This is a genomic window from Ramlibacter alkalitolerans (genome assembly GCF_016722765.1).
In the GTDB taxonomy this organism is placed as follows: Bacteria; Pseudomonadota; Gammaproteobacteria; order Burkholderiales; family Burkholderiaceae_C; genus Ramlibacter; species Ramlibacter alkalitolerans.
In genome coordinates this window covers 602103-623474 of record NZ_JAEQND010000001.1, presented here as the reverse complement: position 1 = coordinate 623474, position 21372 = coordinate 602103, and the positions used below count along the sequence as shown (strand labels likewise).

At 67.1% G+C, this 21372-nt stretch carries 24 protein-coding genes; 14 read left to right on the top strand and 10 right to left on the bottom strand.

Annotation, left to right across the window (positions count from 1 at the left end):
* Positions 1-176: 176 nt before the first annotated feature.
* Positions 177-1040, bottom strand: a complete 864-nt coding sequence (locus JI746_RS02940) for an alpha/beta hydrolase (protein ID WP_201687266.1) — start codon at positions 1038-1040, stop codon at positions 177-179.
* 12 nt (positions 1041-1052) lie between these two features.
* Here JI746_RS02940 and JI746_RS02935 point away from each other — a divergent pair, with 12 nt between their 5' ends.
* Positions 1053-2156, top strand: a complete 1104-nt coding sequence (locus JI746_RS02935) for a ketopantoate reductase family protein (protein WP_236599492.1) — start codon at positions 1053-1055, stop codon at positions 2154-2156.
* A 312-nt stretch (positions 2157-2468) separates the two neighbouring features.
* Here JI746_RS02935 and JI746_RS02930 read toward each other — a convergent pair whose 3' ends face one another.
* Entirely contained in the window at positions 2469-2933 is a 465-nt protein-coding gene (locus tag JI746_RS02930; protein WP_236599491.1) for a bacteriohemerythrin, read from the bottom strand.
* A 403-nt stretch (positions 2934-3336) separates the two neighbouring features.
* On the opposite strand from JI746_RS02930, the gene JI746_RS02925 reads away from it, so the two are divergent.
* From JI746_RS02925 to JI746_RS02870, 12 genes are all read left to right on the top strand, one after another.
* Complete coding sequence (locus tag JI746_RS02925; RefSeq protein WP_201687265.1) at positions 3337-4641, top strand: Rieske 2Fe-2S domain-containing protein; 1305 nt, start codon at positions 3337-3339, stop codon at positions 4639-4641.
* Positions 4642-4681: 40 nt separating this feature from the next.
* Positions 4682-5623: a LysR family transcriptional regulator gene (locus JI746_RS02920; RefSeq protein ID WP_201687264.1), complete on the top strand. Its 942-nt coding sequence runs from the start codon at positions 4682-4684 to the stop codon at positions 5621-5623.
* Between the two features lie 197 nt (positions 5624-5820).
* The gene (locus JI746_RS02915) at positions 5821-6870 is read left to right on the top strand and encodes a PDR/VanB family oxidoreductase (protein ID WP_201687263.1); all 1050 of its coding nucleotides are present in this window, start codon (positions 5821-5823) and stop codon (positions 6868-6870) included.
* Positions 6871-7161: 291 nt separating this feature from the next.
* A complete protein-coding gene (locus JI746_RS02910; protein ID WP_201687262.1) occupies positions 7162-7665 on the top strand; it encodes a DUF1097 domain-containing protein in 504 nt (167 codons plus the stop codon).
* Positions 7666-7714: 49 nt separating this feature from the next.
* On the top strand, positions 7715-8425 hold the full coding sequence (locus JI746_RS02905) for a nitroreductase (protein ID WP_201687261.1): 711 nt from the start codon (positions 7715-7717) through the stop codon (positions 8423-8425).
* A gap of 105 nt (positions 8426-8530) precedes the next feature.
* Positions 8531-9517 (top strand): tripartite tricarboxylate transporter substrate-binding protein, encoded by a 987-nt coding sequence (locus tag JI746_RS02900; protein ID WP_201687260.1) that lies wholly within the window; start codon positions 8531-8533, stop codon positions 9515-9517.
* 193 nt (positions 9518-9710) lie between these two features.
* Positions 9711-10664, top strand: coding sequence for a LysR family transcriptional regulator (locus JI746_RS02895; RefSeq protein ID WP_201687259.1), 954 nt, complete (start codon positions 9711-9713; stop codon positions 10662-10664).
* 71 nt (positions 10665-10735) lie between these two features.
* Entirely contained in the window at positions 10736-10978 is a 243-nt protein-coding gene (locus tag JI746_RS02890) for a hypothetical protein (protein ID WP_201687258.1), read from the top strand.
* Entirely contained in the window at positions 10975-11619 is a 645-nt protein-coding gene (locus JI746_RS02885) for an HD domain-containing protein (RefSeq protein WP_201687257.1), read from the top strand. Before JI746_RS02890 ends, JI746_RS02885 begins: the two co-directional genes overlap by 4 nt.
* Positions 11616-11987, top strand: a complete 372-nt coding sequence (locus JI746_RS02880; protein ID WP_236599490.1) for a nitroreductase family protein — start codon at positions 11616-11618, stop codon at positions 11985-11987. Before JI746_RS02885 ends, JI746_RS02880 begins: the two co-directional genes overlap by 4 nt.
* A 35-nt stretch (positions 11988-12022) precedes the next feature.
* Positions 12023-12427, top strand: coding sequence for a cupin domain-containing protein (locus JI746_RS02875; protein ID WP_236599544.1), 405 nt, complete (start codon positions 12023-12025; stop codon positions 12425-12427).
* A complete protein-coding gene (locus JI746_RS02870; protein ID WP_201687255.1) occupies positions 12424-12879 on the top strand; it encodes a carboxymuconolactone decarboxylase family protein in 456 nt (151 codons plus the stop codon). Before JI746_RS02875 ends, JI746_RS02870 begins: the two co-directional genes overlap by 4 nt.
* 89 nt (positions 12880-12968) lie before the next feature.
* Here the strand turns inward: JI746_RS02870 and JI746_RS02865 are convergent, their stop codons facing one another.
* The 7 genes from JI746_RS02865 to JI746_RS02835 are packed head-to-tail and all read right to left on the bottom strand — an operon-like array spanning position 12969 to position 19265.
* Complete coding sequence (locus JI746_RS02865; RefSeq protein ID WP_201687254.1) at positions 12969-14219, bottom strand: M20/M25/M40 family metallo-hydrolase; 1251 nt, start codon at positions 14217-14219, stop codon at positions 12969-12971.
* A complete protein-coding gene (locus tag JI746_RS02860) occupies positions 14216-15940 on the bottom strand; it encodes a hydantoinase/carbamoylase family amidase (protein WP_201687253.1) in 1725 nt (574 codons plus the stop codon). Before JI746_RS02860 ends, JI746_RS02865 begins: the two co-directional genes overlap by 4 nt.
* A gap of 6 nt (positions 15941-15946) precedes the next feature.
* Positions 15947-16456: a nucleoside deaminase gene (locus tag JI746_RS02855; RefSeq protein WP_236599489.1), complete on the bottom strand. Its 510-nt coding sequence runs from the start codon at positions 16454-16456 to the stop codon at positions 15947-15949.
* 1 nt (position 16457) lies between these two features.
* Positions 16458-16811 (bottom strand): hydroxyisourate hydrolase, encoded by a 354-nt coding sequence (gene uraH / locus JI746_RS02850; protein ID WP_201687252.1) that lies wholly within the window; start codon positions 16809-16811, stop codon positions 16458-16460.
* Positions 16812-16813: 2 nt separating this feature from the next.
* Entirely contained in the window at positions 16814-17323 is a 510-nt protein-coding gene (locus tag JI746_RS02845; RefSeq protein ID WP_201687251.1) for a hydroxyisourate hydrolase, read from the bottom strand.
* 20 nt (positions 17324-17343) lie between these two features.
* Positions 17344-17883 carry a 2-oxo-4-hydroxy-4-carboxy-5-ureidoimidazoline decarboxylase gene (gene uraD, locus JI746_RS02840; RefSeq protein ID WP_201687250.1) on the bottom strand — a complete coding sequence of 180 codons (540 nt, stop codon included), beginning with the start codon at positions 17881-17883 and terminating at the stop codon, positions 17344-17346.
* A gap of 26 nt (positions 17884-17909) precedes the next feature.
* Positions 17910-19265 carry an MFS transporter gene (locus tag JI746_RS02835; RefSeq protein ID WP_201687249.1) on the bottom strand — a complete coding sequence of 452 codons (1356 nt, stop codon included), beginning with the start codon at positions 19263-19265 and terminating at the stop codon, positions 17910-17912.
* Between the two features lie 201 nt (positions 19266-19466).
* Between JI746_RS02835 and JI746_RS02830 the strand changes: the two genes are divergently transcribed.
* Complete coding sequence (locus tag JI746_RS02830) at positions 19467-20492, top strand: LysR family transcriptional regulator (RefSeq protein ID WP_201687248.1); 1026 nt, start codon at positions 19467-19469, stop codon at positions 20490-20492.
* Positions 20493-20509: 17 nt separating this feature from the next.
* Here JI746_RS02830 and JI746_RS02825 read toward each other — a convergent pair whose 3' ends face one another.
* Positions 20510-21292: a GntR family transcriptional regulator gene (locus tag JI746_RS02825; RefSeq protein WP_201687247.1), complete on the bottom strand. Its 783-nt coding sequence runs from the start codon at positions 21290-21292 to the stop codon at positions 20510-20512.
* Positions 21293-21372: the final 80 nt, after the last annotated feature.

The following is a 21372-nucleotide window of genomic DNA, read 5'->3' as shown; positions in this document are numbered from 1 at the left end:
CAGGCACTCGGGGAGCAACGTCACCTGGTCTCGGGCACTGCCTTCCACGTAGCGAGGCATCGTCACCTCCGGCGCGAGTTGCCGGAGTGTACGAGCTCAGGTCGTTTTCACACAGCCTCGGCCACAAGCGGCCACCTTCACCTGCCTACGCCAGCCGGCGTCGATGGAGGTCGGGTTCAGCGGTGCCCGCGCATGAATGCGAGCATCAGGCCGGTCAGCGCCTGGTCGGCGGTGTTGATCGAATACACCTCCGACATGTGGCTTTCCCCGAGCAGCCAGTGAATGCGCGGGCACCGATGCGCGGCGCACATGGCATCCTGCAGCAACTTCGCCTGCAGGGGGAATTCGGGCGGGTCCAGCTCGGCGAACGCGAACAGCAGCGGCACCCCCGTTGAAGCCAGTCCAGGCAGCGCGGATTGCGCGCCGTGGCCTGAACTGTCGTTGCCGAAATAGGCGTTGATCGGCGCGTTCACCGTTCCAGGAGGAACGGCGAACAGGCCTGAAACCAGGATCGCGCCGGCGATGCCGCCCCCTGGCTGCACATGGAAGCGCGGATGCGCTACATAGTGCGCGACGTGCGCAGCACCGGCCGAATGGCCCATGAGGAACGTCCGTGCCGCATCGCCGTGGTGCCGCAGGACATTGCCATGCACCCACCGCAGCGCCGCCGCGATGTCCTCTTGCGCCGCGGGCCACGGGTGCTGCGGCGCGAGTCGGTACGTCATGTTGACGCCGACCATTCCGTTGGCCACGGCCCACAGCATGATGTTGTCGTAGAAGGGGCTCGTGCCACTGCGCTTGTTTCCAGCCGTGAAGCCGCCGCCATGAACGAACAAGAGCACGGGACGCGATCCGGTGGGAGCCTCCGGCTCGAAGACGTCGAGGCGGTGGCGGGCATCCGGCCCGTAGGCAACGTCGCGCGTGGTCTTCACCCCCGCATAGGGCTCCTTGCGCGCGAGGGGCGCGTAGAGCTCGCCGGTTCGCGGCGGGTCGACGACGCGTCCGATCTGCTGCAGCCCAGCCTCGATCTCAGGCGGCACCTGAGAGGGCACATGGTCGGGCTGCGGCGGGAGGGCGGCGCAAGATGCAAGGAAGAGTGCAGTGGCAAGGACAAGGCGCATGACCAGCCTTTCGCAAGGAGGCGACCCTTCGAATGTAGCGCCGCGCGCGTGAAACAGCGGCGGGCCCTCTCCGGTCCGGTTAAATTCGACGCCATGAAGATCCTGGTCCTCGGCGCCGGCGCGATCGGCGGCTATTTCGGAGCGCGCCTGCTGCAGGCGCGGGGTGACGTGACTTTCCTTGTGCGCGAGAGGCGCGCGGCCCTGCTGCGCGAGCGCGGCCTGGTCGTCCACGCGGCGGACGGCAGGTTCAAGCAGGACGTGCAGACGGTCCTTGCATCCCAGCTCGATGCGCAGTTCGACCTGGTGCTGCTTGCATGCAAGGCCTATGACCTGGAGGATGCGATCGCATCGATCCGGCCGGCGCTGCGCGGCGATGCCCATGTGCTGCCGCTGCTGAACGGGGTTGCGCACATCGCCAGGCTGCAGGAGGCGTTCGGGGCGGAGCGCGTGCTCGGGGGCAGTTGCCACATCCCGGCGACGATAACGGAGGAGGGCGAGATCGCGCAGCTCGCGCCGCTGCACCGGATCGTCTTCGGGCTGCTGCCAGAGAGCGGCGCGGCCGCCAAGGACAAGCTGCAGCGTCTGCTGGCCTTGTTCCGCGCGACTCCCGTCGATGCCACCCTGTCCGAGGATATCTGGCAGGACCTGTGGGAGAAGTTCGTCGGACTCACCACGCTGGCGGCAAGCACCTGCCTGATGCGGTCGGCCGTGGGCGACATCCTCGCGAGCGACGAGGGCGCGGCGTACGTGCAGCAGACCTTCGATGCGTGCGCGCGCGCGGCCGAGGCAGCGGGTCATCCACCCCGCGCAGAGGCCCGCACCGGCTTCGAGCAGCTGCTGCAGCAGCGCGGCTCGACCCTCACTGCCTCCATGCTGCGCGACATCGAGGCGGGCGCGCCGACGGAAGGGGCGCACATCGTGGGAGACATGCTGCGCCGGGTGCAGGCCTTGGGCGTGGAGCCCGGGGCACTGCGGCCCGCGTGGATGCACCTTCAAAGCTACGAGCACCGGCGGCAGCGCGATCGCTCGCGGTGATCTGCCTGCTACGTGCACCGCGCCGAGGTCGCTCGCGGTGCGGCAGCGCGGAGTCGCGATGCAATGATGGCCACCCGCGCTCCGGGAGCTCAGAAGCTGTGAATGAATTGATCGTGCCCGCGACGGGGCGCATCGGGGCGCAGGCCTAGGCGCGACCCGCAGCCCAGGCTGGCCGCCTGGGCAAGGGGCGCAACGACGGCCTGCGCCCCGAGGCGCCCCGGCCCGAAGGGTGAGGCCGCTGGGCGCCGTCCTGAGAGCAAGAGGAGGTTCATGGCGGCCTCACGCGGGTGCGAGCAATTCGTTCACAGCTTCTCAGTCCGCGTGCGCCTTGCTCGGCCGGTGCAGGACCACGGGACGCCCGCCGAAGCGCCGTTTGCACATCCAGGCTGCAAGCGCAGAGTCCAGATAGGCAGCATGTCCTGGAAACCAGTCGGCCAGGCTCTCGACAAACGAAGGGGCCGGGCCGAAATCACCAGCACGCGCCAGCTGCAATACCTCCGCTGAGGACTTCAGCACTGCCATGTGTTCGTCGATGTGGCAGTCGCGCGGCGGGAAGTCGGTTTCGGTCATCCAGCGATCCTCGGATTCGAAGTGGCTGCGAAGATGCGCGTCCAACTCCAGAAGCAAAGGCAGCCAATCCGCCTCCTCCTTGGCGGATCTTCCGCGTCGCAGCAGATCTTCGAACTCGGCATGGATGCTGTCCATCGGGGCATAGCCCAACTCCGCAGCGACCTTGGCGGCGGGCGGTGCATCAGAGGCATGTCGGCGATCACTCATGTGTCGGTTCCATTCAATGCAATGGCAAGCATCCTCCGGCACGCAGTCGCTGCGCGACGCGCTTCATGGCCGAAAGCGACACGCCGAGAGGCATCGAGCCGATCTTAAAGGCGCGCACGACGCATTCCATTCTTCATCTCCATGCGAGATGACCGCACCTTCAGCAAGTTGATTGAGGCGTCAACCCGAGTCCTCTAACGTTCTCGTCGCAGCGCCAAAGCCTCCCGAGACGTCGATCGAGGTGGGTGCTGCACAAGCGCCTCAGGCCGACGCGCGTCAATTTCCGCTCCGCAGTCTCACAGGCGAAGGAGCCGTGTAGTTGTGACCCACAGATCAAAGGAAAAGCCACATGCTCAGTAATGCGGACAATGAAACTCTCACGAGAGTCGGTCGAGGAACCCCCATGGGCAACTTGATGCGCCAGTTCTGGATTCCCGCGTGTTTGTCCACTGAGCTGGAGCGCGGCGGCCCGCCCATGCGGCTCCTCCTTCTCGGAGAGCGCTTGGTCGCCTTCCGCGATGGCGACGGGCGCGTTGGCATCATGGACCACAGATGCCCTCACCGGGGAGCATCGCTGTTCTTCGGGCGCGTCGAGCAGTCGGGCATCCGCTGTGTCTACCACGGCTGGAAATTCAAGCCCACAGGCCACTGTGAGGAAATCCCCAACGCGGAAGTCGACCCGGCGTTGGTCAAGACCATCTCGGCGGATGCCTTTCCCACGCGGGAGCGCAATGGCGTAGTCTGGATCTACATGGGGGAGCAGCGCGACCAGTTGCCGGAGCTGCCGCAGATGGAGGCCTTGCTGCTCGATCCCGAGCAGGTTTCGGTGCAGTGCCTGCAGCGCAAGTACAACTGGCTCCAGGGCATCGAAGGTGACATCGACACCTCACACTTCGGCTTCCTGCACGTGGGAGCCGTCGACAAGGCCGACGTAGACGAGAAGAACATGCACCGGTTCTCCGTCCTCGATCGGGCGCCGAAGTACCATGTGTCCAACACGCCGTGGGGCACCATGTACTGCGCCCATCGGCCGGCGGAAAACGACGAGGTGTACTATCGCATAGCGCACTTCGTGTACCCCTTCTGGTCTCTCTTTCCGGATGGTGATTTCACCGACCTGATCGTCGCCAACTGCTACGTTCCCATGGACGACGAGCACACCATGCTATTCACGTTCTACTACAAGCAGAGCGCGATGGCCATGCGCCACACCAAGGATGGCGCGCCCATTCCCGGCCTGGAGCCCGATGCCAATCACATGCCGATGCCGCCGACCTTGCCGGCGACGAGCGACTGGTACGGACGGTGGCGCTCCGTGGCCAACCAGGACAACGATTACCTCATCGACCGCGAGACGCAGCGCACCAGGTCCTACACGGGTCTGTCGGGGGTGCTGCTCCAGGACACGGCCATCGTGGAAAGCATGGGCACGATCGTGGATCGCAGCAGGGAACACCTGGTCGCAAGCGATGCCATGATCGTGCGCACGCGACGTGCGCTCCTTTCTGCGGTCCGTGAGCTGGCGGAGGGCAAGCGTCCCGCGCTGGTGGATGATCCCTATGTCGTCCAGGCCGCGCGCAGCGGCTCCTTCATCGCGCCGGTCGCCGTTCCCTGGCGCGATGCCTATCTCCAGCACGCCAAGGCTGCTACGTCGCCGAAGGGAACGCTGCAGCTGGGGCTGGAAAAGCACCAGCAAGCCTTGGGCTGACGCCTGCTACGCAGCACTGGCGCGAGTTCATTTCGAAGCAATGAAGAGAACCGGTCTCGCGCGAAATGATCTCGATCTGAACCTGCTCCAGGTCATCCTGGCGATCCATGACGCCGGCAGCGTCATGGGTGCCGCCAAGCAGTTGGGCATGAGCCAGCCTGGGCTGAGCACTGCGCTGCAGCGCGCACGTACAGCACTGGGGGACCCGCTGTTCGTGCGCGTCGCCAAGGGAATCGAACCCACTGCTCGCACGAGACGGATCGTCGGTGCCATCCGGTCCATCCTGGACAGCGTCGACAAGCAGGTCGTCAAGCCGGATGAATTTGACCCGAAAGCCTATAGCGGGGAACTGGCACTGGTGTTGACCGACGTGGGTGAGGCGACGCTCCTCCCCCACGTGGTGAACTGCCTATCGGCACACTTTCCCGCCACCATCCGCACGCAGATGCCCGCGCTCAGCGAACTGCACAAGGCGATGGCTGAGGGAACCCTCGATTTTGCCCTGGGCTACTTTCCCGATCTGCACACCGGGAGCTACCGGCGAAAAGAAATCACGACGACGAGTTATCTGTGCATCCTGTCAAGCAACCACCCCATCCGGGAAGGCGGCATATCGCTCGCGCAGTTCGAGCGCTACGGGCACGTGGATGTAGACCTCAAGACGCACAGCAGGTTGCTCCTTGACGACTACCTGGCCGGTCAGGGCATCCACCGACGCGTGCAGCTTCGCACGCGGCACTTCATGAGCATACCGGCCATCGTCGCTGCCACCGACCTGATCGCCACCGTTCCGGCGAGCGTGGTGTGGGGCTTGGGCCTGGGTGAGAGCCTCAGGATCGCGCACACGGAATTTCCGGTTCCGTCCTTCGAATCCAGCCTGTATTGGCACGCCTCGATGCACCTTGATCCACGCAACCGCTGGCTTCGTGAAATGCTGGCCCCGCAGTTGCGCAAGGCGGTCAAGAAGATGCCGCAGCCCTGAAGCGTCGACGATCCACCGCGCGGCGGGGGTCGGGCAACATGCTCGCAGTCGGCCTCGTCGCCACGGCCACGACACGCGCGCTTACCCATCGCAAGCAGCGGCAAGCCGTTTCATCTGAGATGCAGATGTCCCAGGCAAGCTGTATGTGATTGGGCCGCCGAAGTGCCGCTGCTAGAGTGACCTGGAGGTTCAAAGACATGATCGACACAGCACCTTCCTGCACCGCCGCCAGCATCGACACGGTCAACGCTGCTTCCCCTGAAAGCGGAACATCGAGCTGCACGAATAGACATCAGGGCTCCGATTCCGCAAGCCTCGACCTGGTGGTGCGGGACCGACGCCTCGTCGCCACCGACATGCTGCTGCTGCACCTGCAGTTGGCCGATGGTGGAGAGTTGCCCGCGTATGAACCTGGTGCACATCTCACACTACACCTGAAGGAGGGGTTCGAGAGGCGCTACTCACTGCTCGTTCCGCATGAGAGTTCCAGGACGCGCTACGTCATCTGCGTCAAGCTCGAAGCTGGAGGGCGGGGTGGCTCACGGCATATCCACTCGAACCTGCTGCAAGGATCTTCGGTGCGCGTTTCGCCCCCGGACAACTACTTTCCCTTGGAGGAGGATGCGGCCCTTTCGGTCTTCATCGCCGGAGGCATCGGGATCACACCCGTTCTGTGCATGGCCGCTCGCCTGCAGGCGTTGGGGCACCCTTGGGAACTGCACTACGCAGCCCGGTCGCACCAGTACGCGCTTCCGCTCGAAGGGTATGGCCTTGCTCCGGAGCGGGTCCGACAGTACTTCGACGACCGGGCGGAGAAGGTAGGCATGGAGGCGATCCTGACTACAGCGCCGCAGGGTTCTCATTTCTATTGTTGCGGCCCGCAGGGCATGCTCGACGCCTACAAGCGTGCCGCCGCACACCTGCCCGCGTCCGTGGTGCATTTCGAGAGTTTCGGCGCCGCCGACATGGCAGCGCCTTCGGAATCCATGACCGTGAAGCTTGCACGCGATGGGCGCGTCTTCCACGTTCCTGCGAGTCAATCGATCCTGGACTGCCTTCGTGCCGGCGGCGTGGAGTTGCCGTTCTCCTGCAGGCAGGGCGTATGCGGTGCCTGCGAGACCAGGATCGTCGCAGGCCTCCCGGAACATCGCGACATGGTGCTCTCGGAGGCAGAACGCAAGGCCAACAGGACCATGATGATCTGCTGCTCTCGCAGCCAGGGTGGCGAACTGGTCCTCGACCTGTGATCCGTGCGCAGGGCTCACCGGTGCAGGAGGCTCAGCAGCGTGCTGCAGCACCGCCTGCGCCATATCGTTTTGCGAGATGTGAGAGCCATGAGATTGTTGGTTGTAGCGGTCGGCAGTTGCGGGCATTCTGCCCTCGCAACGGATCTGGCAGCGTCGAGGTGAACAGGACCCCGGATCGCCGCAGGCCCTCTCGATCGCTCAAGTCTGCCGGCCTGCGCCGGCTCGGGCTCCGGTAGATCCGCAACCCCTGTGTCCTCGGACGCTCTTCATCCACACGCGAAAGACAGATTCATGCAAGACAAGGAGGCAACCACCGTCAGCATCGGCGTGTTTGCTGCCATCGCTACCTACCTCACCGAGACCGCAGTCCTGGTGCCTACCTGGGTAGCTTTCATCGGCTGGACGTCGTTCTACGCGGTGGGGGCAGGCCCAAGCGCCTTCGTGCGCAGCGCCCTCGCAAACCTCGGTGGGGTCGTCATCGGATCGATCACGCTCTTGGCCATGCACTTCGGCGCCGACAGCGCGTTGCTGATTGCTGTGGCGGTGGGGATCGGTAGTGCACTGGCCGTCCAGGCCTCGAAGGTGCCCGTGCTCGGTGCACTGCCGGCCATCTTCTTCGGCTTTTCCTGCACCGTCGGCACGGTCGCCGTGACAGGCAAGTCCATCCTCACGATGACGACCGAAAGTCCTGTGCTGGTTGCGGCCACCGCGCTCCTGCTTGGCAACTTCCTTGGCATTGCGTCGCAATGGCTTGCCCAGACGCTGGGCGCCTCCAGGAAAGTCAGCGGTGGCTGAGTGACGGCCCTCTACTGCCTGTTGCACGTTGTCTGAGGAGGTTGTGACAATGACCCATAGCTCCGCGGGATACGCTGCGCACGACCGGGCCACGTGCGTTTCCGGCGTGATGCGCTCGCGCCGAACGGTACGAGCCTTCCGGACTCAGCCCGTCGCCAGGGAACTCGTGGAGGAGGTCCTGAAGGATGCAGCGGCTGCGCCGAGCGGCGGCAACATGCAGCCGTGGCGGGTGTACGTCGTTGCAGGACCAGTGAAGAACATTCTGTCTGCGGCGGTGCTGGCGGCGGCGCGGGCCGGCAAGGGCCTTCCGCCCGCTCACCTGCCTGACCCGCTTCCCGAAGTATTCCGCGGCAGAATGGCCGACTTCGGAGCGCGTTACTACGCGTCGCTCGGCATCGACCGCAGCGACGTCGAGGCACGAGCACGGCAGACGGAGAGGAACTATTCCTTCTTCGGCGCCCCTGTCGGCCTCATCTTTGCCATCGATCGCCGGCTGAAGCCGCATAGCTGGATCGATCTCGGCCTGTTCGCGCACGGCGTCATGATTTCCGCCAAGGCCCGCGGTCTGGACACGTGTCCACAGGTCTCGTTCGCGCCCTTCCACCATGCGATTTCCTCGGTTCTGGGCATGCCCGCCGAAGAAGTGACGGTCTTCGGCATGTCCCTGGGGTACGGGGACCTCGATGCCGCAGTCAATCGCGCCGAGATGCCTCGCGAACCGCCTGAGTGCTTCGCCCAGCTGCTCGGTTTCCCGACCTAGCCTCGCAAGAACCTGCTTGCGGCACGAGCACGCATCTGCCGCTGCTTGTCCGCAGCGGCGAATGCGAACCCCGGAATCTCCGGACCCACGATGAAAGAGGATCACATGAATGACGTCTCCCGCCGCGGTTTTGTATCCACCTCCCTGGGAACGGCGCTTGCTGGCTGGCTGGGATCCAGCCAGGCCCAGATGGAGCAGACCGGCAAGCTGCTGGTAGGCTACCCGGCGGGTGGCTCATTGGACGTGACCGCGCGACAACTCGCAGAGGCGTGGCGAAAACGCGGACGCCTCTTCATCGTGGACAACCGCGCGGGCGCAGGCGGACGGATCGCCAACAGCATGCTCAAGAAGGAGCGCGCCGACGGCAACACGCTTCTGGTGACGCACAATTCCGCGCTGACCATCTATCCTTTCGTCTACAAGCGGCAGATGTACGACGTGATCGCTGATTTCATGCCGGTCTCGCCGATCGTGTCTGCGACTCTCGCATTTGCGGTGAGCAGCGCCGTGCCGGCCGAGCGTGTGAAGACGCTGGACGACTACGTCAGCTGGGTTCGGGCAAACCCCGGAGCAAGCAGCTACGCATCCCCCGCTGCAGGATCGTCTGCCCACCTGCTGGGCTTCCAGCTGTCACAGTCCTATTCACTGAATCTCCAGCATGTGCCCTACCGCGGTTCCGCACCGGCCATGCAGGACCTGTTGGGCGGCCAGGTTCCCGCCTATTTCGGCCAGGTTCCCGACTTCATTCCCTACCTCCAAAAAGGCAGCATCCGGGTCTTGGGTGTGGCCGGCGAGAAGCGCTCCCGCTTCATGCCCGGTATTCCGACCTTCGCCGAACAGGGGCAGCCGTCCCTGCGGCATGCGGAGGTTTACGGTGTCTTTGCGCCGCCGGGGACGCCTGATGCAACGATCAAGAAGCTGCACAGTGCGGTGGTCGAGGCGAGCGCCGACGCACAGCTCAGGTCGGCATTCGATCAACTGGGATTGGAAGTCGTGACGTCGACGCCAAGCCAGTACGCAGCCGCGCTGCGACAGGAGCGTGACTCCTGGGAGCCTGTGGTGCGCGCCTCGGGATTCCATCTGGACGACTGAAAGGACAGACGCGGTGGGGGCCAGGCAGGGTGCGCGAAGCACTGGCCACCACCGCGGTGTCCGCGTCACGGAGCGCGTTGTGGGGTGGGCCCCAGAACCACCCCGAGAACTGCCGTAAGGAGTTCCACTCACGACCGGCGCCGCTCCTCCGTACATACTTCTGGCAGCGTCGTCATGATGGTCACATCGCGGGATGTCACTCGATCTCAATCTGCTGCGCGTCATCCTCGCGGTCCACGACCACGGCGGCATTGCGGCCGCAGCGCATGCGCTTGGAATGAGTCAACCCGGCTTGAGTGCCGCTCTGCAACGAGCGCGCAAGGCGCTGAACGACCCCCTCTTTCTCCGGGGATCCAGGAGGATGGAGCCCACGGAGCGAACCAGGCGGATGTTGCCGTCCCTCAGACTCATCATGGAGACGGTGGACAGGGATGTGGAGATTGCCGCCGAATTCGATCCGCTCTCCTATCGTGGCGAGTTCAAGCTCGCTTTGACGGACGCCGGGGAAGCGATCCTGCTCCCCCTGGTGTTGGTGGCGCTGGCCAAGCACTGCCCCCATGCCGACATCCGGTCGATGTCTTACACGCTTGCCGAACGCCAGCAAGCGATGGAAGAGGGCGCCGTCGACCTCGCTCTGGGCTTCTTCCCGGACCTGAACTCCATCAACTACTACAAGCAGGTCATCTCCACCCAGTCGTTCTGCTGCCTCATTTCTGCGGACCATCCCCTCCGCGGTTCGACCATCTCGCGTGAAGAGTATTTCGCGGCGGATCACGTGCTTGTAGAGGGCCAGTCCCCAAGCGAGGATCTGCTCGAAAACTTCCTGGCGCGGCAACGTGCCCGCAGAAAGATCGTACTGCGCACGCCGCACTTCATGAGCGCTCCTGCCATCGTCGCCCGAACCCGGCTCATTGCCACCGTTCCCGACGGCGTCGCGAACATCGTGTCGATGATGAGCAATCCGCGGATAGCGCGCACTGAGTTCCACATGCCGCGATTCGAAACGTGCGTGTACTGGCACCCCAGCATGCAAGAGGATGCGAAGAACCGCTGGTTGCGGCGCACCTTGGTAGCCGAGTTGCGTAGCAGGCTGGCCCGGCCAGGCAGCAATGAAGGCTCCCCTTCGCCTCACGCCGCGCAGCGATGAGCGCAGTGCATGCACTGCGAACGGCATCTCCCGCCTATCCCGTCGCGCAGATCCTGGCCGAGGGAGCCAACATGGATCTCGTCGGAGCAGGCTTCGGTGAGTTCACGAGCGCGCAGCGGCGCGCGGTCGAGGCAGCCCACCCGCGTCCGCCGTCGTTCGCGAAGGACTTCCGGTACCCGCGCCTGGGGACGGGGCTGCGTGCCAGTGACTTGAGCCGCCTGCACGTTGCCCTTGCAAAGACTTCAGTTCCATTCCGGCTTGCCGCCGGAGATGATGACGCCATCGCGCTGCCGCACATTCCGAGAAAGCCATGACGCCCAGAGAAGTTTCCGGGGTACGCATCCCCGACAGCCAACTCGCCCGCCAGCTGACCGAGTTCGTTCGCGACACCGAGAGCGATCTGCTCTACAACCATTCGCTGCGCTGCCATTGCTGGGGCTGCCTCGCGGGTCGTCGCAAGGGATTGAAATACGACGCCGAACTGCTCTATGCGGCCTCGATGTTCCACGACATCGGGCTCACTTCCAGGTACGAGGACAGCCAGCTTCGCTTCGAAGTCGACGGCGCGAACGCGGCGCGCGATTTCCTGCGGAGCCACGGCATGTCGGAGGGTGACCTCGAGACGGTCTGGAACGCCGTGGCACTCCACACCACCCCCGGCATTCCGCAGTTCATGCGGGCGGAGATCGCGCTCCTGCAGGCGGGCGCGAGCATGGACGTGGCCGGGCGCGGCTACGACGAGTTCACGGATGCGGAGCGCCAGGCGGTGCTCGCGGCCTTCCCGCGGGAAGCCGACTTCAAGAGCGGCATCATCGATGCGTTCTACGAAGGGATGAAGCACCGCCCCGCCAGCACCTTCGGCACCTTCAACGACGACTTCCTCGCGCACAAGGACCCGCAGTTCCAGCGCGTCGACATGTGCGCCGTCATCCGCGCGTCGAAGTGGCAGGGATGATGCGGCTGGAGACCAGCGTGTCGATGGCTCCGTCGGCGTCGAGGGCCGTGTCGTTCCGGACCGTGACGCATCTCAGCGTTCCCCTGCGTCAGCCGGCCAAGGCCCTCGGCCTCTTCGCGCAGAACCTGATGATCTCGGCCAAGGCGAGGGGCATCGACACCTGCCCGCAGGTCTCCTTCGCACCCTTCCACGACGTGATCGCCTCGCACGTCGGGATGGCGCCCGAGGAAGTCACCGCGTTCGGCATGTCCATGGGCTACGGCGCCCCCGATGCGCCCGTGAACCAGACGGCAATGCCGCGCGAGCGCGTGCAGGATTTCGCCCGCCTGGTCGGCTTTCCCGAATGTACCCAAGGAGAACCTGCTTGAAGAACATCCTGCTCGCCTGCTTCGTCGCGGCCGCGATGGGCGCACTCGCGCCCGCTCCGGCCACGGCCCATGAGACGACCGAGAAGGTCACGCCCGCCTTCCGGCAAGCCATCCCCAACCTTCCTGGCAAGTCGCTCGTTGCCGTCGTCGTGGACTACGCCCCCGGCGCGGCCTCGCGTCCGCATGTGCACGCGAAGTCCGCGTTCATCTACGCGTACGTGCTTTCGGGCGCGATCGAGTCGCGCGTCGACGACGGGCCCGTGCAGCTCCTGCACGCAGGCGAAAGCTTCCACGAGCCCCCGGGCGCCAGGCACGTCGTGAGCCGCAACGCGAGCCAGACCGAGCCCGCCAGGCTGCTGGCGGTGTTCGTGCTGGACACCGGGGACACCCTGCTCACCACTCCCACACCCTCAACCCAACCTCCGGAGGACAAACCATGACCACGCGTCTCGACTACAACCAGCTCGCTCCCGCCGGCGCCAAGGCGCTCGGCACCCTCTACGGCTACGTGGCCCAGAGCGGACTCTCGCCCACCCTCGTCGATCTCGTGTACTTGCGCGTCTCGCAGATCAACAACTGCGCGTTTTGCCTGGACATGCACACGCGCGACCTGCTGAAGAAGGGCCTGCCGGTCGAGAAACTCGCGCTGCTGCAGGCGTGGCGCGAAGCCGGCGACCTGTTCGAGCCGCGCGAGCGTGCCGCGCTGGCCTGGGCGGAGTCGGTGACGCGCGTCGCCGACACCGGCGTGCCGGACGAGGACTACGAGGCCGCTCGCGACGTCTTCGCGGAGAAGGAACTGGTGGACCTCACTCTCGCGATCGGGCTGATGAACACCTACAACCGCATGGCAATCAGCTTCCGCAACACGCCCCAGGCCGCGCAGAAGAAGTAGTCGCACGGCTCCCACCCGCTTCGGCGTCGCGACACTCGCGACGAAGCTGCACGGCTGAAGCCGAGCGTCATTGACGCGCCGGGTCCGCCTCACTGCAGCAGATCGAAGAGGGTCCGCGCCACCACCTTGGTCGCGCGGCGCAGGTCGGCCAGCTCCAGGCGCTCGTCGGCCCGCTTCGCGTGCGATTCGAGCACCGTCCGCGGCCCGGCGCCGTAGATCACGCCGGGGATCCCGCGTTCCACGTACAGGCGCACATCCGTGTACAGCGGCGTGCCGACTGCAGGGATCGCGGTCCCGAACACGGCTTCGCCATGCTTCTGGAGGGCGCGCACCAGCGGCGCGTTGCCCGGGAGGGGCTGCATAGCGCGCGCCAGCAGAAGGCGCTTCACCTCGACGCGCAGTTCGCGCCCGCCGCGCGGCGGCCGGAAGGCCGCCACGGCCTGCTCGATGGTCCGGCGCAGCGAGGCCTCGACTTCGGCCGGATCCTCCTCCGGGATCATGCGCCGGTCCACCTTGAACACCACCTTGCCGGGGATGACGTTGGTGCTCGTGCCGCCGTGGACCTGGCCCACGTTGAGGTAAGGGTGGGTGATGCCTTCGACCTTCGAGCGCACTTCGAGGTAGTCGCGGTTCAGCGCATAGAGCGCATTCAGGATCTGCACGGCGCCCTGCAAGGCGTCGGTTCCGCTCTCCGGAATGGCGGCATGGGCCATGTCTCCGTGCACCGTCACCTCCAGCTGCAGGCAGCCGTTGTGCGCCACCACCGCCTGGTAGCTGAAGCCCGCGGCCAGCAGCAGGTCGGGCCGGGTGAGGCCGTTCTTCAGCAGCCAGGCCGGGCCGACCTCGCCGCCGTACTCCTCGTCGTAGGTGAAGTGCAGTTCCACGGCGCCGGCGAGCCGGGCCTCCAGTGCTTCGAGCGCGCGCACCGCGAAGGTGAAGCTCGCCATGTCGGACTTGCTCACGGCGCTGGCCCGCCCGTAGATCCTGCCGTCCACGACTTCGCCGCCATACGGATCGCGGCTCCAGCCCTCGCCGGGCGGGACCACGTCGCCATGCGCGTTGAGCGCGATGGTCCGGCCTTCGCCGTAGCGGCGCCGCACGATCAGGTTGGTGATGCTTTCCAGTCCGGCCGCGCGCACCTCCTCGGCGGGCACCGGATGCTTCTCGGCCGGCAGGCCCATCGCCGCGAGCAGGTCCGCCAGTCGCTCGGCGTGCGGTGCGTTGTTGCCGGGCGGCGTGTCGGTGGGCACGCGCACCAGCTCCTGCAGGAAGCGCACCTCCTCGTCGAAGTGCAGGTCGATCCAGGTGTCGAGTGCGTCGTAGGCGGCGGGTGGCGTCATGAAAGTTCCGTGGCAAGTTGGTCGAGCAGGTTCTGGAAGGCGCGCACGCACAGGTCGGCGTCGTCGTTGGTGATCGCCTCCAGAGGGTTGTGGCTGATCCCGGAGTTGAGCCCACGCAGGAACAGCATGGCCTGGGGCATCACCTCGTGCAGTTTCATCGCGTCGTGGCCGGCCCCGCTGGGCAGCGTGAACAGCGGCAGGCCGAGCGCTTCGACCGCGCGTTCCCAGCGCCTCGTCCAGTCCGGTGCGCAGGGCGCGGCGGCAGCCCGCATGGTTTCCTCGAGCGAGAACTCCAGGCCGCGACGCTCGCACAGGGCCTGCAATTCGGCGCGGATGTCGGCGGCGCAGGCATCGCGCACGGCGTCGGTGGTGGCGCGGACATCCAGGCTGAAGCGGCAGCGCCCGGGCACCACGTTGATGGATCCGTCGGGCACCTCCAGGATGCCGACCGTGGCGACCAGGTCGGGGACGGAGCCCGCCCGGCGCTCGACGAACAAGATCAGTTCCGCCACCGCCGCGGCCGCATCGCGCCGGCGGTCCATCGGCGTCGTCCCGGCGTGGCTGGCCACGCCGCGGATCTCGCCGAGGTAGCGCACGCTCCCGTTGATCGAGCGCACGATGCCCAGTGGCACGTCGAGCTCACCGAGCACCGGCCCCTGTTCGATGTGCGCCTCGACGAATGCGAGGTAGCGCGCGGGGTCGCGCTTCACGGCGGGGATGTCGTCGGGGCACAGGCCGGCGTGCTGCATCGCCTCGCGCATCGTGATGCCGTCCGCATCGCGCTGGTCCAGCCAGGCGGGGTCGAAGTGACCGGTGAGCGCGCCGGAACCGAGGAACACGGCCTTGTAGCGCTGGCCTTCCTCTTCCGCGAAGCCGACCACTTCGATGCCATAGGGCAGGCGCCGCCCCTGGCGGTGCAGTTCGCGCACGCAGGCCATGGGTACCAGGATGCCGAGCCGGCCGTCGTACTTGCCGCCGTTGCGCACCGTGTCGTAGTGCGACCCCGTCAGCAGGCGCTTCGCGTGCGGATCGGTGCCGTGATAGACGCCGACCACGTTGCCGACGGCGTCGATCTCCACGGCGTCGAAGCCGCAATCCGCGCGCATCCAGTGGGCCAGCCGCTGCGCGCAGGCCCGGTGCGCCTCGGTGAGATAGGTGACCGTCAGTTCCCCGCGCTCGGCGTAGCCGGGATCGCTGTGGACGGCCAGGCGCTCGGCCCAGTCGCACACGTCGTTGCCGAGGCGGGGCGCATGGCCGAAGCGCTCGTCCAGGCGAACCTCGGCGATGCGGTGCACCTGGCGCAGGCACTCGGCGCGCTCCAGGTCCGGATGGTGCGCGCTGCGCCGCGCGAGGCTTGCGACGATCTCGCCGCCGGCGAGCCCGAGGCCGCGCGGGCCGCGCAGGTCCAGCACGAAGGGGAATCCGAAGCGGGCTTGGTAGTCGGCGCCCAGGCGCTGCAGCGTCGCGCATTCCTCGTCCGTCCAGTGGGTGGCCGGCGCACCCGCGAGCGCGGGGTGCGCGTGAATCAATCCGAGTTGCGCCTCGCGTGCCGCCACGCGAACCGCCCCGACCAGCGCCAGCTTCAACTGCGCCAGGCTGCGGAAGGGGCGCCGCGCGAAGGCCTGCTCCGCGACCCATGGTGCATCGGTGTAGACGCCTTCGAGCAAGCGGATGAAGCTCGTCCGGTCCGCGGCGTTGATCCGTTCCAGCGTGAGTTCCATGGCGGCCTACCGGGCCTGGGCCGGCCGCCCGGCGGCTTCCCGCAGGACGCGCAGCGCAGCCTCGGCCTCCACCGGCCCGTCGACCTGCACCGGCGGCACGGCGCCGGCGAGCGTCTGTGCGCACCGGATGGGAAGAAGATTCCCGTCGAACAATGCGGCCATGGCGTCGCTCGGCGCGGCCCAGACCACCCGGCGCACGCCCGCCCAGAACATGGCGCCGCTGCACATGGCGCAGGGCTCGCCGCTCGCATAGACGGTGCTTCCGAGCAGGGCCGCCGGTCCCAGGCGCGCGCTGGCCTCGCGCACCACCACCACCTCGGCATGGGCGCTGCAGTCGCCGCTGCTCACCTGCCGGTTGCGCGAGACCTGCAGCAGTTCGCCTCCGGCGGACACCAGCACCGCGCCGTACGGCATGTCCCCGGCTTCGAGCGCGGCGCGCGAAGCCTCGATGGCACGGCCCATGTACTCCGCGTCGAGCCGCGTGCGCTCGGGATCCGCGTCGGGACGCATCGCCATGTCAGCTGCCTCGGTAGGTCGCGCAGCTCCACGGCGTGCACAGCATCGGCACGTGGTAGTGCTGCCTGGTGTCGAACAGCTTGAAGCGCACCGGCATCACGCGATCGACGAACAGCGCTTGCGGCGCCAGCTTCTGCGCGCCGTAGAAGTCGCCGATGTGGAAAGCCAGCTCGTACTCGCCGATGCGCGCGTCGGCGGGCGCCAGCACCGGTTCGTCTGTGCGGCCGTCGGCGTTGGTGACCAGCGTCTTCAGCAACTTCCAGCGGCCGTCTTCGAGCACCGAGAAGTCGATGCGCATGCCCGCGCCGGGCCAGCCCGTGAGGTTGTCGAGCACGTGGGTGGAGATTCCGGCCATGTTCAGCTCCCGCGATAGAAGGAATAGCCCCAGGGCGAGAACAGCACCGGCAGGTGCACGCGCCGCGAAGCGTCGTGGATCACGATGCGCAGCGGCACCGTCGAGAGGAAGGCGGGCCGCGGCAGGCTCGCGCCCAGGCGTTCGAAATACTCGCCGACGTGCATCGCCACCTCGTAGCGGCCCGGCTGGTAGGCCGCGCCGACCAGCAGCGGTTCGGCGGGCCTGCCGCCCGCGGCTGCCTGCACGGTCTTGAGCAGGCGGAAGGCGCCGTCTTCGAAGCGCAGCAGGTCCAGCTTGAGGCCGGCGGCCGTCGCGCCGCTGAAGATGTCCACGGCGTGGAAGGTCAGGCGGGGGCTGGTGCCGGCCTGCGAGGTGGGCGCCGCCGTCAGCGGGACGGCCGTGGCGGCCGGTGCTGCGTCCGCCGCTGCGGCGATGCGCGGCGCCAGGGTGGACCCGCCCAGGGCGAGTCCCGCGGCCAGGAAGCCGCGGCGCGGGTTGGCGTGCTGTTGCATGGAAGTTCTCCGCGGGTGGGTCAACGCACCGGCACCAGCGCCCGCAGGCGCGCCCGGGTGATGAAGGCGATCTGGTCGAGGGCCTCGACGAATTCGCTCACGGTGTCGGCGGCGACGCGGCTGCGCAGCGCGTCGAAGATCTGCGACTTGGTATGGCGGCGCACGGCGATGATGAAGGGGAAGCCGTGCCGCCGGCGGTATTCGGCGTTGAGGCGGCTCATCTCGGCCATCTCCTCGCGCGACAGCGCATCGAGGCCCGCGCTCGCCTGTTCCCGCTGCGAGTGGTCGGTTAGCGTGCTGGCCTGCGCTTCGCGCCCGGCCAGTTCGGGGTGCGCGCAGAGGAAGGCGACCTGGACGGCCTGCGGCGCGCGCCGCACGATGGCGATCATGGCGGCGTGCAGGTCGTCGACGCTGCCGAAGGGACGCGCGGCCCAGGCGCCTTCGGCCACCCAGGGCGAGTGCTCGAAGGTCGCGCCCAGGGACGCCACGAAGCGGTCGCGGTCCATCGCGTTGATCTCCGCCAGTTCCAGGGCGGGGGGCGTTGCGGTCGTGGTGGTCATGTGCTCGGCTCGGTTGGGTCTGGCCCTCAATGGGCCAGGGCAGGCTCGCCCTCGAGGGGCGCGGATTTGCGGAAGCGCGGAACGAACGCCAGGATCAGCAGCGTCGCGCAGACCTCGACGGCCGCCACGACGTACAGGCCCGCCGTGAGGGCGCCGGTCTCGGTCTTGATGATCCCGAGCATCCAGGGGGCGCCGAAGCCCGCGAGGTTGGCGATCGAATTGATCAGCGCCACACCGCCGGCGGCCGCGGTGCCGGACAGGAAGCGGTTCGGCATCTGCCAGAACACCGGGATCGCACTCATCGTGCCGACGATGGCCAGGGTCAGGGCCGCGAGCGTCAGCAGCGGACTGGCGTCGAGGACCAGGGCGATGACCAGGATGGAAGCCGCCCCGAGCGCCGCCGCGACGCCGCAGTGCCAGCGCGACTCCTGGTGCCGGTCCGAGTGGATGCCGTTGTAGATCATGCCGGCGGCGCCGCAGAGGTAGGCGATGGCCATGATCCATCCGACCGCCAGCGGGCTCTTGAAGCCGACTTCCTTGACCAGCGTCGGGCCGTAGAAGGTGAGCGACGAGTTGGCCGCGATGATGCAGAAGTAGATCAGGATCAGCAGCCACATCCGGCCCTCGCGCAGCGAGGCGAGCATGCTGTGCTGCCGCGGCCCCATCGACTGGTGATCGCGCGCGAGATCGGCATGGACCAGGTCGCGCTCGCGGCGGGTGAGCCACTGCGCCTGCTCCGGCTTGTCCGTGAGGTAGAACCAGGTGACGACGCCGGCGATCACCGAGGGGATGCCTTCCAGCAGGAAGACCCATTGCCACCCGGCCCAGCCGTTGACGCCGTTCAGTCCGCCCATGATGCTGCCGGCCAGCGGCCCTCCGATCACGCCGGCGAACGCGGACGCCGACATGAACAGGCCGAAGGCCTTGGCCCGGCGGTCGTTCGGGAACCAGTAGGTCAGGTACAGGATGATTCCGGGATAGAAGCCGGCCTCGAACACGCCGAGGACGAAGCGGCCCACGTAGAACCACTCCGGCGTCTTCACGTACATCATCGCCACGCTGGTGAGGCCCCAGCCGATGGTGATGCGCATGATGGTTTTCCTGGCGCCGATCTTCTGCAGCAGCAGGTTGCTGGGCACCTCGAAGAAGAAGTAGCCGAGGAAGAAGATGCCGGCGCCCAGGCCGTACACCGCCTCGCTCCACTTCAGGTCGTCCAGCATGGTCAGCTTGACGAAGCCGATGTTGACCCGGTCGATCCAGGCCAGCACCCAGAGCACCATGAGGAAGGGAATCAGGCGGAAGAAGATCTTGCGGTAAACGCGGTCCAGTTCCGGGCGGGCGGTCCCGGCGGGTGCGGCCCAGGGTGCTGCCACAGTGCTCATGTCGTCTCCTGTATCTGGGTTGAATCGGTGCAAACCCTGGCCGGAAGAAGGGAACGCCGGCATCGCGGGCAAGGACTGGCGGAAACCGACGTCGTCTGGTGCGACGCTGGGGCCGGACTCTAGGTCCCCGCGCGGGGTCGTGCGCGGGAGCCCCGTGATACCGGGAATAACGGAATCGAATACTGGTACCCTGCGGCCGAGATGGCACAGCAGCTTCCACCGCGCAACGCAGCCCTCGTGCACGCGGGCGCGTCCATCGACGCCCACCTGCTGCGCGTGCTGACCACGCTGGTGGCCGAACGCAGCGTGTCCCGCACCGCGATCCGGCTGAACCAGTCGCAGCCGGCGACCAGCAGTGCCCTGCGCCGCCTGCGCGAGGCCTTCGGCGATCCCCTGCTGGTGCGCGAGCGCAGCGGCATGGTGCCGACCCAGCGCGCCCTCGAACTGCGCGAGCACGCCCGCATCGCGCTCGAGGAAATCGATCGCATGCTCGCGGGGCCGGTGGCCTTCGATCCTTCCTCGAGCCAGCGGACCTTCCACATCGCCTCGCCCGACTACCTGGCCATGAGCTTCGTCGCCGGGCTCGTCGAGGACCTGCGGCGCGAGGCCCCGCAGGCGCGGCTCGTGATCCATCCGCTCGCGCGCGACTTCGACTACGAGCGGGGCCTGGCCAACGGCGAACTGGACATCGTGATCGGCAACTGGCCGCAGCCGCCCGGCGGCCTGCACCTCTCCGTGCTGCTGGAGGACGAACTCGTCGCGCTGATGGGTCGCAGGAGCGCGCCGGCCTCGGGCGCGCTCACGCTCAGGCAGTACCTCGCGTCAGCGCATGTCGTGCCGATGCCGTATTCGATGGCGCAGCGCGGCGTCGTCGAGAGCTTCCTGGCCGGGCAGAAGCTGGCCCGCGACCAGCGTGTCGTCGTGCCGTACTTCGAAGCCGCACCCTACATGCTGGTGCACACGGACCTGGTCTTCACCACGGCCCGCCACTTCGCGGAGCACTTTGCGCGGGTGCTGCCGCTCAGCGTCGTGCGCCTGCCGCCGGAATTCCCGTCCATGCGCTTCTACCAGCTGTGGCACGACCGGTCCCACCACGACGCGGCGCACCGCTGGCTGCGCGGACTGGTGCGCACGGCCGCGATGCACCTGTCGCAAACCGCTTCGGCGGGCGATGGGGCGGATGGGGCAGGCGCGGACGCGGGGTCAGGGACGGAAGGCGAAGCCTAGTCCCGTCAAGCCATCGTTCAAGACGCGGAAACGTCCAGTCGCCGGTCGTTGGGCGGGATGAAGGATTCCAGGTAGTAGAGCGGCTCGCGCCCGGCGAGGGCCGCGCTTTCCAGCAGCATGCCGCGGGTGCCCACCTTCACGCCCGCACCCTCGGCCGCTTCGGCCGAGAACTTCACGAACGACACGCGCTGGTGCATCTCCGTCACCGGCATGTTGCTCTCGCCGCCCAGCATCTGCTTGAGGTCGGCACCGTCCAAGGTCGCGAGCGGCGCCTGCGCGATGCCCGGGAAGGCGTCGGCGCGAAAGTAGAAGCAGTTGAACAGGTTGAATTCGCCGTTGACGCTGATCCGACGCGTGATGCGGATGACGGCGCCGCTGGTCTGCCGCAGCCACACCGACCAGGGGCCGCGCTCCTCCGTGCTCTTGCGAGAGAGGACGCTGGGGAACAGCGGCAGGAAGCGCGGCTCGCCCTCGCGCCCCAGGAAGCGCAGGTACAAGGGCGCCTCGATCGACCCGCGCCCCTCGGCGACGTACGTGCCGCTGCCCTGCGTGCGCACGAGCAGGCCCTGGTCCGCCAGGTCGCGCAGCGCGCGCTGCACCGTCCCCAGGCTGAAGCGCGTGAGGCGCACGAGCTCGCGCTCGGGCGGCAACTGGCTGCCGGGTTTCCAGTAGCCGCCACGGATCGCCGCGGACAAGGTTTCGCGCAGCTGTGCGTACTTCGCCAGGCCGGGCACGACCTCGCGGGCGTAGCGATCGAGTTCGTTGACGGGGCTGCTGCTGGGGGTCGTCTCTGCTGGCATCGACCCCGATGGTACTAGGGTTCTCCGTTTTGACTTGTGCTCTATAGCACTGTAGTATTTGCACGACTGCCCACCCCCTG